This is a genomic window from Anabaena sp. EIM26 (assembly GCF_057568715.1).
In genome coordinates this window covers 4,044,225-4,055,552 of record NZ_CM172472.1, presented here as the reverse complement: position 1 = coordinate 4,055,552, position 11,328 = coordinate 4,044,225, and the positions used below count along the sequence as shown (strand labels likewise).

Annotated in this window: 7 protein-coding genes; 1 reads left to right on the top strand and 6 read right to left on the bottom strand. The window is 36.0% G+C overall.

Going from position 1 to position 11,328, the window contains the following annotated elements; genetic code table 11:
- Positions 1–12: 12 nt before the first annotated feature.
- Both pgmB and AC012T_RS17495 read right to left on the bottom strand, forming a co-directional pair.
- Positions 13–2,895: a beta-phosphoglucomutase gene (gene pgmB, locus AC012T_RS17500; RefSeq protein WP_487060035.1), complete on the bottom strand. Its 2,883-nt coding sequence runs from the start codon at positions 2,893–2,895 to the stop codon at positions 13–15.
- 93 nt (positions 2,896–2,988) lie between these two features.
- Positions 2,989–5,412 carry a sucrose synthase gene (locus tag AC012T_RS17495; protein ID WP_487060034.1) on the bottom strand — a complete coding sequence of 808 codons (2,424 nt, stop codon included), beginning with the start codon at positions 5,410–5,412 and terminating at the stop codon, positions 2,989–2,991.
- Between the two features lie 1,421 nt (positions 5,413–6,833).
- Between AC012T_RS17495 and AC012T_RS17490 the strand changes: the two genes are divergently transcribed.
- A complete protein-coding gene (locus AC012T_RS17490; protein ID WP_487060033.1) occupies positions 6,834–7,127 on the top strand; it encodes a HetP family heterocyst commitment protein in 294 nt (97 codons plus the stop codon).
- Positions 7,128–7,444: 317 nt separating this feature from the next.
- On the opposite strand, the gene AC012T_RS17485 is transcribed toward AC012T_RS17490, so the two are convergent.
- The 4 genes from AC012T_RS17485 to AC012T_RS17470 all read right to left on the bottom strand — a co-directional run bounded on the left by AC012T_RS17485 (position 7,445) and on the right by AC012T_RS17470 (position 11,320).
- Entirely contained in the window at positions 7,445–8,050 is a 606-nt protein-coding gene (locus AC012T_RS17485) for a Uma2 family endonuclease (RefSeq protein WP_487060032.1), read from the bottom strand.
- Positions 8,051–8,173: 123 nt separating this feature from the next.
- Positions 8,174–9,427: a TIGR02221 family CRISPR-associated protein gene (gene csx2, locus AC012T_RS17480; RefSeq protein ID WP_487060031.1), complete on the bottom strand. Its 1,254-nt coding sequence runs from the start codon at positions 9,425–9,427 to the stop codon at positions 8,174–8,176.
- Between the two features lie 18 nt (positions 9,428–9,445).
- Positions 9,446–10,213 (bottom strand): CRISPR system precrRNA processing endoribonuclease RAMP protein Cas6, encoded by a 768-nt coding sequence (gene cas6 / locus AC012T_RS17475; RefSeq protein ID WP_487060030.1) that lies wholly within the window; start codon positions 10,211–10,213, stop codon positions 9,446–9,448.
- 45 nt (positions 10,214–10,258) lie between these two features.
- Positions 10,259–11,320, bottom strand: coding sequence for a hypothetical protein (locus tag AC012T_RS17470; RefSeq protein ID WP_487060029.1), 1,062 nt, complete (start codon positions 11,318–11,320; stop codon positions 10,259–10,261).
- Positions 11,321–11,328 lie beyond the last annotated feature (8 nt).

The following is an 11,328-nucleotide window of genomic DNA, read 5'->3' as shown; positions in this document are numbered from 1 at the left end:
ATTTCTTTCATTTTAAAAATGATTTTTTTGTAAAGCAATATCCCTAAATTTACTTTGCAACTTTTCCCATGTTATGCCTGCTAAATCAGGTAAAATGATGTGAGCAGCCCCGACTCTTGTCGGTGGCCCCATTCCTACTACCCACATACCTGCGGCTAAAGCAGCATCTACACCTGCGGCTGCGTCTTCAAAAACTACACATTGTTTAGGGGGTAGTCCTAACTGCTGGGCTGCGAAGAGAAATAAATCTGGTGCGGGTTTGGGTTTTTGGACACTATAACCATCTGCGATCGCATCAATCCTATCACCAATTCCCAATTTCTCAATGACTAGACGGGCATTTTTACTCGCTGAACCAAGCGCTATCTTCAACCCAGCTTGACGTAAATCATCCAACAAGGAAACCGCACCTGGTAACAAATCCTTGGGTGTAATGTCTTGAATCAACTCTACATAATAGTCGTTTTTGCGTTCCATCATCTCCTGAATTTGCACTTCTGAATATCGTCTATCGCCAATAATCAACATCAGCGAAGCACGACGGGATATTCCCCGCAAGGCTTCATTGGCTTGACGGTTAAAAGGTATACCTTCTTGATCTGCTAATTTCTGCCAAGCTAAATAATGATATTCTGCGGTATCCGTTAACACACCATCTAAATCAAAGATTATTCCCTGGATATTGGGACGCTGGGAAGGTGGGGTGGTGGTGTGTAAATCGAATTCATGCCATTTCCCACGCGAGTATAATTTAAACTTCAACCTTGTCCAACCTGGAGGTAAATGGGGATGAGCTACGGGTTGATTATCGGTAAATTGGATACCGCCAAAGCCGAAAACCACAGCTTGCCAAATTCCCCCAGCACTAGCACCGTGAATACCTTCATTTGTATTTCCCCGTCTATCTTCTAAATCCACCATTGCCGCTTGCATGAATCTTTCGTAAGCTTCCTGGGTTTTGCCTAAATCTGCGGCTAAAATAGCATGAATTGCAGGGCCGAGAGAAGAACCATAGGTAATATCTGTGCGTGGTGCGTAATAATCCCAATTTACCTGTAATATCTTTTCGCTGTAAGGGAAGTCAGCAGATTCCCGCATGAGATATAGCAACATTAATACATCTGGTTGTTTAAGGACTTGGCGTTTGTTCGCTCCTTCAATCCCCAAAATAGCTTGCATTGACTTTTGACGCGGTTCGTAGTCTGCTAAATTAATATCTTCTAATTGGAAAAACCCCTCACATTGCTCAATTAATCCCGTTTCTGGGTTGTAGAGAATCCAGATTTTTTTGATGATATCTTGCCAATTATCACGGATTTTGGCGGTAAGTTGCAATTTTTCTGCTAACTCTGCACTACGTTCAGGGAAATTATCATGTAACCAGTCATGAATTATACAAGCTTTTTCTAAATGCCATTGCACCAGACGGTTAGTGAAAGTATTGTTATGTACTAACTCGTGGTATTCGTCTGCACCTATGACACTGCGAATCTCATAACGTTCGGCTTGAGAATTAAATTCAACTCGACTTTCCCAAAAAATTGCCGTATCGAGGATGATCTCTGCACCATAATCTCTCATCCAGTCGTCGTCTCCAGTGACTCGCCAATAGTACCACACCGCGTAGGCAATAACTGCACTAATATGAATTTCGCGATCGCGGCACCAAATCCGTATATCTTCAGCATAAAAATCACTGAGTAGCGCCCACCGGGGTGTTACCTCATCACCCGTCACCGCACTTTCCCAAGCATACATAGCCCCCTGATAACCATAATGAGCCGCTTTCCGTCGCGCTCCATTTAAACTATGATAACGATAACTCAGTAAATTCCGAGCTAGTGCTGGTTGAGTAAATGTAAAAAATGGCAATATAAAAATTTCTGTATCCCAAAAAATATGCCCGTGATAGCCAAATCCAGATAGAGTTTTAGCAGGAATACTCACCTTTTCATCATCACGGGGAGCAGCAATTAGCAACTGAAATAGATTGTAACGCACTGCAAAAGCGGCTTTGCTATCTCCCTCAATCACAATATCGCTTTTGTCCCAAACCTCTGCCCATGTTTGTTCATTAGCATTGCGTAAGGTGATATAGTCTGCTAAGTCTGCGAGTTTTTTCTGTGCGGCTGCAACTGGTTGCTCAACATCCCGCGAAGTAAAAACTGTGACAATCTTCTCTATGGTTACTGTCTGGTGTGGTTCAATGAGAAAAGTTGCACTGATGCTAGGATAGCCTGGTGCAGTACTAATTTGCAACGCCGCTTTAATTCCGAAAATTGTCATTCTCGCAGCCATACCGATATCAATTTGGGAGGTGCGGGTACGACTGTGGAACCAGAAACCTTTGTCAATTTTCCCTTGGTCTAGTCCTTCCCAGTGATTGAAACCTTTGTTTTCAGGGTAGCCGTTAATACTACCTTGTATTTCAATTAAACCGTGAAAATCTACTGCTTCTAGCTGGCAACGTTGCCCTAATACATGATGATCCGCTAAACTTGCAAAGCGTTCAAAGGTGATATTTATTGTCTTTCCGCTGGGACTACGCCAACGCAGAGAACGACTGAGAAGTCCTTGACGCAAATCAAGTTTTCGCTTGTACTCTAATATTTTACCTTGATCTAGGCGAAAGCGTTCGCCATCAATCATCACTACCAATGGTAGCCAGTCTGGACAGTTTGCTAGTTCGGTATAAACGACGGGAACTTCATCATAAACACCGTGAATAAATGTAGCAGATAATGCACGAGGATGATTTTCTTCAAATGTTCCTCTTGTACCTAAATAACCGTTACCAATGGTGAAGATCGTTTCTCTGGGGTTTAATTGGTCAGGTTCAAACTGTGTTTCAGTTAATATCCAGTCTGTGTAGGTAAAATTGTGTTTTGTATCCATGTTTATTATCAATAATTTGCTGAGTGAATATAGGAGTTTGGCTCACGCGGAGACGCAGAGGCACAGAGAGGAGTAAGATGAGAAAGATAATTTTTAAATGTGAGCAAGTCTCTTTTTCTGTTCTGTGAAAATTTGTTCTGTTCTAGGTTTATAAATTAGATGAAATAATGTTTCCATATAGCGATCTCTTGCGTCGTTGTCTTCTGGTGCGATAAAGTTCCAAAAACTAAATACTTTTGCCAGTAGCAATAGTTGGTCTGTGTGTGATTTCCAGTTATATTTATGGCGAATTCTGGCAATTACTCCTTGAGATGTTTCTGTCCAATATTCTGGATTATGATCACATTTATCTAAGAAGGTAATAATTGTTTTTGCTGTTTTTTCTAAGTTTGTTGGGTTAAGATGAAATCCATTTTCCCGGTCTTCTATAATTTCTAAGGCTCCACCAAATTGAGTTGCAAATGTTGGTAAACCGGAAATCATTGCTTCTAAAATGCTACGTCCAAAGGCTTCATAAAGAGCAAAATGAACATAAATACCTTGATGATCAGCAATTATTCGATAAGCTTCTCCGATGTTGCGGCTAGGTAAACGCATTCCTATCCAACGAATTTGACCTTGCAGTTGATATTCGTTAATAATGTTGTGTAGTTTTTCAATTTCTCTTGCTTCTTCTGAATTTGTGGCTTCATCTGCATATAATTTACTACTTAATAAAATCAGGTTGCACCGATTTTTTAATTCCTGACTTTTACCAAAACATTTAGCTAAACCAGTGAGGTTTTTAATTGAGGTGATGGGTGCAACTGCAAAAATTGGTATTTTATGAAAATCATCTATTCTACCGAGAATGTGAGCATCTTCACGGCTAAAAAGTAGTTCCCGTATTTGTTGGCTTTCTTGATTATTTCTATTTTCTGTTTGGCTATATGGAAAAAAGAAGGTTTCACTTACTCCCGGTGGCACCATGTTGAATTTAGGATTAAATAGATCAACTCCATCCACTACATGATATAGTTGGGGCATGGTAAAACATTTATACGATTCATATTGTCCCATTGTGTCTGGTGTACCAATAATTTCTTGATAGGATGAAGCTATGATAAAATCAGCGGCATTCATACTAATTAAATCGGCAGTAAATTGGGCAGAAAAGTGATATTTTTCTTCTAAATCTTGCCAGTATAAGTTACTAAATAAGTTTTTGGGTTTTTCTAAAGAATGAGCTACATTACATTGGGTAACTTTCAAACTCCGAGAAAGGAGAAAAGCGACTAAATTACCATCACTGTAGTTACCAATAATTAAATTAGGATTGCCTTTGAACTGTGCTAATAATTCTTTTTGGGCATCTTGAGCAAATTTTTCTAAGTAAGGCCAAATTTCAAATTTAGAAATCCAGTTATTCGTAATTTCTGGATCTGAATCTGTAAATGGAATCCGCAAAATCCAAGCATTTTCTGTATTATTAACCTTCTCTAACCGCAAATCACAAAATGTACCTTCGCAGTTAGGGATGAGGCGTGTCAAAATAATTACGTGAGGTTTAATACCCAGTATGTCAAGCCCAGCGAGTTTAATTTCTGCTTGGAGTTTGTTTTCTAAACTGCGTGCTTGTTCGAGGACATAGATAACTTGCCCTAATGTTTCATCTCTTCCTAAAACATCTTCTTGCGCTACCCAGCCATGTATGGAAACGAGAACGACTCGAAAAACTGCGGGAATACGCGCTACAAAGGCTTCGAGAATGGAGGGTTGGGGGGTGTCGATAAGTCTTTGGAGGAGTTCTAGAGTTTCTCTAATTCGCGCTGCATTGTTACCCCAACCGGCTTCTAGACCGAGTTCTTGGAGGTGAAAGCGAAATTCCTCATAGGGTTGGTGAGGGGGTCTTTCAGTTAAAAAATTGATGGCTGGTTTGATTTGTCTGGCTAGGTCGATTCCTGAATGAATGCGATCGCTAATTAGCAGCCTCATACCATTATAGTGTAACCCTTGCAATGCTTGAAATAATAGCTCTAACCAATAGTTTGGATCTGTGATGAATTGATTGCATAGATAATGATTCAGGAAAGTTAGACCTTGACCAATGTCTCTGGGGTCGCTAATTTTGGGGGATTGTTGGTAAAAGGGGTGGAGGTCGATTTCTAGTAAATTCGGTTGATAACGGTTGACTAAGCGATCGCTCTCATCTAAAAATGCTTTAGGTGTCATCAAATCGAAACTAGTCAAATCTGCGGTGAGTTTCCACACTTCTTGACTAGCTATTTTTGGTCTGACTACAAACCAAGTACTTGCCCTTTCCAGAATTATTTCATGGGTGTAGTGTATCAGTGTCCCCACAGAAGAAGAATGATAAAAATAAGCTGGCTTTTGAGATTGATGACAGTAATTGGCAAAAGCTTGTAAAATTTCGTTCCTCAAAAAGTAACGTTTAGTCCCAGTATCTAAAGTAAAAAGAAACTGACTTAATGCAGTTTTTTCTTCACTATTTAAAATAGCTTGAAATAATTCATACATAAAGAATCACCGAACTTTAACTAGGTAAAAATCCCATTTATCTCTCTTGAACACTATTGTTTTAGATGATGGGTTGGCTTAAGTATGTTGCCTTAATCATAAAATATTTGTAACAATTATCGCGTCTAGCTGAAGAGTGAAAGCCAAAGTAGTTCTTTAGACATAGAACAAGATTAGTTAAGAATTATTCTATATAGTCTGTGCAATTGCTAAACCCACCCAAAAAACCGTCTCAAGGTTAAATACTATTTCCATCGAACTCCTCTTTGATTTTTGTTGGCCTAACCTGCCCTTTACGCTGAAAAACTTAGTACACTTTTATTCTTTCTTCCCTATTACCAACCTACACGAATAAATATAGCTACATCACGCTACACAAACAGGAATAAAATCGGGTTGATCTAGTAGATTTACAGACTACTTGCCAATAATCTAAATAGCCATTAACTCCTTCTGTATCTAGATTATAGCAATTTTATTAATCTCAATATTCAGGTCAACATCGTGCATCAAATTGAGCATTAATCACAGTAAATATACAACTATTATAATTATTATCGTAACCTTATTACTCCAATAGCGTCTAGTTGCAATTTTGTAAACTCCTCTTGTGACAGTATTTGAATAGGCATTTTATAGATAGACAAAAAATTCTATAATCTCTAGTTTCTTTTGGATAAAATTTGCCAAATTGGCTAAATTAGTTCCAAAAAAATAGTATTCTGCATATCATGTGACTGTGTAAGTTCCCTATTTTTTAATTCCAAAATTGACTTAGGTACTAAAGTACAGGCTATTTGTCTAGAATTTGCATCATGGATAAGATGAAAGTAATGATTAATAAAATTTCTGACTTACAAACTCAAACAAGTCAAATCACAACTTGTCATAATCACGAGTTGTTAATGATACATATAAACCAAAAAACAGGACTAACTTCAGCACTAAGTCATGAATTAAACAAGCACTGCTATTAAACTTTTTTAGAGCAGTACAGAATAAAAGTCACAGAAAATAAAAACTACTTTTGTGTAGCCAAAAATCCTGTTGATATTTAGTTGATATTTACATGAGTTTGAATCTACTCAATCTTAAATATCAATCATCTAATATAGATTGGTGGCTAATCAAAGTAATTTATATAGGACTTATGCAAGTTTCATCTAAATGTCTCTTATCGGCTGAGTCAGATGTCGAAATTTTTTCTGATTGTTACCAAATTATTGGGTCTGAAACACCCTACCAATATGCCAGTTACCTAAATTCTGTCATGCACTTTCCATCTTTGGATGATCTTGAGCTATTAACAAGCAATAACTAAATGTTTTGACTTGTATTATTAGCTTCTTTAAAAAACATCATCCCCCAGCAAATATGTAACGCCAAATTCCCCAATTATACAAGTTATATCAGGGTTAGTCATGAACTACCGAGTTTCTCCTTCTCAAACTAATGTTCAGAATGTTATTACTCCTGAAGAATTAAATCAGGTAATTGAAGCTATTGCTGATGGTCGATATTCCTGGGCTTGCGTGCTGATTTTACGTTTTATTGGCTACAATCCACTGCATTATATTCCCCAGCGTACTTATAGCCGTTTAATGAAAGAAAATAGCCAAGTTGTGACAACATCAACATCTACTCATAAACAGCAATTACACACTGTAAATAGCACACATTGCATCGGTTCATCTCAGGCTTTTAGCAATAACTAATAACTAGAATTGGCTGAAGTGGGCTGTAATACCATTTCAGTCAATAATTATTCTGAACTCAATCAGCACTTTCAACAATAACTCCACCATTTTAACTGCCACACGCATTCGGATTCACTTAACTGACTTGCCTGTGGCTTTTTCAATATTCATAGGACTTACTCAAGATTGAACTCAAAAGCTAATTCTTGCGTAGGGGTAATTCATGAATTACCCCTACTTCCATTCTATTTTGCGTAAGTCCTGATTCAGAAGTTATCTTCAACATCCAGAAGCAAAGGACTGAAACACCAAAATTAATAGCATGTCTATTGTATTTATGCTGCAAAAACTTGATCTACTGTAAGATTTAATTCCGAAAAAGTTGGAGATATAATTTTATCTGTACCTCGATAAACATTTACTTGGTAAATACCTTGTTCATTGAGACTATATACAAAAATAGTTGGTTCTTTTGGATTACCTAGATAATTACGACTACCAATAGCTAAATAATCAACAATCCAATATTCAGAAATACCTAAACGTTGATATTCATCGAGTTTATCTATATAGTCATCTTCCCAATTTGTAGAAACTATTTCTACTGCTAATTGTAATGGTTCAATAAAAGCAGTATAAGCCGATAAATTAGCATCCCACAGGTTTTTATCTACAACACTCACATCAGGAACACGACCTTGTTCTTTACCACTGGCTGTTAAAGTTCTAATGGTAATTCTTCCAGATACTCTGTAATTGAGATTAGCACTTTCAACTTCTCGATCTAATTTTCTGGTGAGAAAATCTGCTATATTATTATCATGTTTTCGAGTTGCTTGTATCCGCATGATTTCTCCATTTACAAGTTCATAGCGACCTTCTTCGGGAAAGTCGTAATTGAGGAACTGATCAAAAGTGAGTCGGTTTTTAGTTAGAGTCATGGTTTTATATCATTAGGGTTTATATCTTTACGATAATCTATTTTAAAATTGTTAGTTATAAGGGAATGGGTGAGGGAGGATGTGGTGCGATCGCTATTTCAGATTTACTTTACCCTGTAATACTTATATAATTATTCTTTCAGGTAGTAGTTCCTGTCCAATTTTTTGTAATTGGGGATACAGTAATACAGCTTTCTCTTTAAGTTTTAATGCAGGTTGAGGATTAAGATTCATGCCTACATGAGCAATATCATTACGTAATTTAGTCATTTGATTCCAAACTTTGATAAGTTCATCTGTTTGTGACAAAGCTGTAAATTGCTCATCGCAACGACTAGGAGTGATAGGACGCGGTGATGGTTTACTTTTTTCAACAGCATTATTTATTGCACCTTCCACATACGTTCGACCATTGTTGTGATCGAACATTAGCTCACCAAACCGTAGTGCCAACACAGAAATTAACCATTCACGCGCTAGGGTTACAGCTTGCACTACTCGATCTCGCTGAATGTACCACTCAATCATTTGTAACTGTAACCATAAATTTTCAGCTAGTGCTGCTTGATCAGTTGGATCTTCCAGTGCAAATTGTCCATACTCTGTAATAACTTTTTCTGACAATAATGAAAAGGGTTTAGCACGTTCAGCAAAACTTGGCGCTGCTTGTTTTAATATTTCTTCTAAACTCGTCGCTGATTGCATTGTTTCAATTGGCCGAGTTACATTCAAAGCTAATGAAATCTTTTCAATACTTTTAGCAGTTTTTTCTAATTGACTTCTTAATGGCCTGATAGTGGGATTGTCTCGAAGCTCAATACTGGATGGGATAGAAGTTTTAAGTAAATTGGCTAACGCTTGTCCATCTCCCATTTCTACAAAACGTTCTGTTGCTGTAATCCAATCAATCATAGAGATAAACTCTGATAAATCAATTACTGGTGCTATACCATTATTTAAAGAAGATAATTCTAAAGCTCCATAGTAAATGGCTTCAATTTTAACATTTTTAGCAGCTTTTAAATAAGCAGCAAATAAAAATACTAAAAACGGTAAAGAACGCAATCCATGAGTAATATCAAAAATTACAGAATCATTTTCATCAACTTTTTCAGTAATTATTTTAAAAGTTTGCCACATTTCTTCTGTAGTCTGATTATTAGGAATATCTACAGCTTCAATTTTGGAGTCATTCAGCTCTTCTAAAACAGGAAATGACTTTTCTTTTGCTCCGCTTGTGACACAAACTAACATAGAATCATAATCACAAAATTCACGCAATGCTTTTTGAAAAACCTCTCCTTTATAAATTTTATTTTCAAAACTATATGTGGTTTCTTTGGTAAAGATACCTAAAAATGTAATAATTCTTCTCATGATTATCTCCTTAATTTACTAATTAGATTCTTTAACTAATGTCTGACCCATACCCAACCGGGTTTTTATCCCCGTACCCGAAAACCGCGCATATTGAACTAATAAATCAGCCACATTTGCCAATAAAGGATCAGCACGTTGGAAAACTTGTAATGTTACATCTCCGACAAATCCATTTACAAAACCTTTATGTAATTGGTAACTTCGCGTTTGAATTTTGTGATTTTTAATGACGACAGCGTTACCAATATAACCAATTAATTCATCACCTCCTAAATAAACAGGTGCAAAATTATTCCAGCGTTCCAACCAACTGCGGAACATTAATGTAGGTAAGGGTAGCGGTAAATTTGTCATACCTTGGGAAAAAGCTGTAGGAGTAAAAAATTTCAATTCAAACCGTCTCACGGGTTCTGGTTCATTCCCTACTAAGTTTGTATATAATTCCTCATAGCTGGTGACTTCATCTTCACGATTGATAATGTTAAACTTCGCACCAAGAAATTCTAGAGAATCGCCAAGATTTAAATGAGAAATTGCTTTTGCTGAAATTTCATTTAATCCACACAAAGATAGTTTGTAAAATTCCTCTGGATGGAATGTAATAAAATCTCTGGATGTGGAGTAAAAACCAGTTATTCCTGAGTAGGAAAGAGAGGGTATAGTCTCGCTTCCCATTTCTAAACCTAGCTGTTGATGCAGTTGCTTTACAAGTTCCAAGCTATAGGAACGAGGTAATACTGTTGATGTGGATATGGTTAATGTGAAGGTAGAATTGATTAGCATTGTTACTTAATTCAACATAAATTACATATATTTGAATTTTTTAAATCAGCTAATTTTTGGTGATTTAAAACCTAATTTTTCCAATAATTCTATTGGATAAAAACATTCATTTCTCACGGCTTTGTCAGCCCACCAGTTAGCAAATTCTTCCCATATATGATTGTCTTTACTAATTTGTATTTTTTTAGTTAATTCTTTGATTGTTTTTTGTGAATATTGGTTTTGGCTTAAAATATTTTCTTCTATTTTTAGGGAAGCACAATAACCAATACAGCTACGATATGCTTCTAGAATTACTTTAATTCCAATATGACCGTGGCATAACCATCTTAAAACATCTATATTTAAATTGTCGTTTTTAATCTTATTATGCCAGGTTTGATAAGTAGATATTATGTTTTCAGCCATCTCATTACATAAGCCTTTTCTTTCACACATTCTTTTTTTCCAATCATCAACTTTTATGTTCACTTCTGAAGATTTAATCTCAATTATTTCCCAATCAATAGTATTTTCCAATTCTTGTATTTTTTTACACTCTTTGAGTGTCATACTTATAGCAGTAGCTAGGGCAATTACTAGAGAAAAATTTTTTTCAAATGTATTAATAACATCTTCAAAAATTTCTATATCAGTTAGTCTTCTTAATGGTTGACGAAGAACAGTAAAATCAAATAAATAATTTTCAATTGAATGCCCTCTAGACCAAATAAGTGAACCATTAACTTTATGTTTTTTAAGCCTATCTTTCATGTTTCCATCAATCAAAATAGTAAAATATCTAAATTCACGATCAACAAAAAATACTAAATTGTCATATTTAGGTAAATTTTTAACATTTTTGTGAATACGTTCTATTTTTTGACGATTGCCAGTTACATCAACAGTAAAAGCTTTTATTGAATCATCATTTTTTATTATTGTATCAATATCGTCAATAGGTATTGTTCTTTGTTTTGGTAATTGCTCAGTTGATTGTGAAAATTCATCTAACAATATTGTAAGAAAACATTTGTCTGTTTTTCCTTCAACAATTAAACGCTTACTGTTACTAAAATTTCCAATAACACGTTGATATTCATCAATATTTAAACCCCAAGTTCTCATTAAAATAT

Coding starts and splice junctions, on each gene's coding strand:
- pgmB (WP_487060035.1), bottom strand. CDS start 2,895: ATGGATACAAAACACAATTTTACCTACACAGACTGGATATTAACTGAA.
- AC012T_RS17495 (WP_487060034.1), bottom strand. CDS start 5,412: ATGTATGAATTATTTCAAGCTATTTTAAATAGTGAAGAAAAAACTGCA.
- AC012T_RS17490 (WP_487060033.1), top strand. CDS start 6,834: ATGAACTACCGAGTTTCTCCTTCTCAAACTAATGTTCAGAATGTTATT.
- AC012T_RS17485 (WP_487060032.1), bottom strand. CDS start 8,050: ATGACTCTAACTAAAAACCGACTCACTTTTGATCAGTTCCTCAATTAC.
- csx2 (WP_487060031.1), bottom strand. CDS start 9,427: ATGAGAAGAATTATTACATTTTTAGGTATCTTTACCAAAGAAACCACA.
- cas6 (WP_487060030.1), bottom strand. CDS start 10,213: ATGCTAATCAATTCTACCTTCACATTAACCATATCCACATCAACAGTA.
- AC012T_RS17470 (WP_487060029.1), bottom strand. CDS start 11,320: ATGAGAACTTGGGGTTTAAATATTGATGAATATCAACGTGTTATTGGA.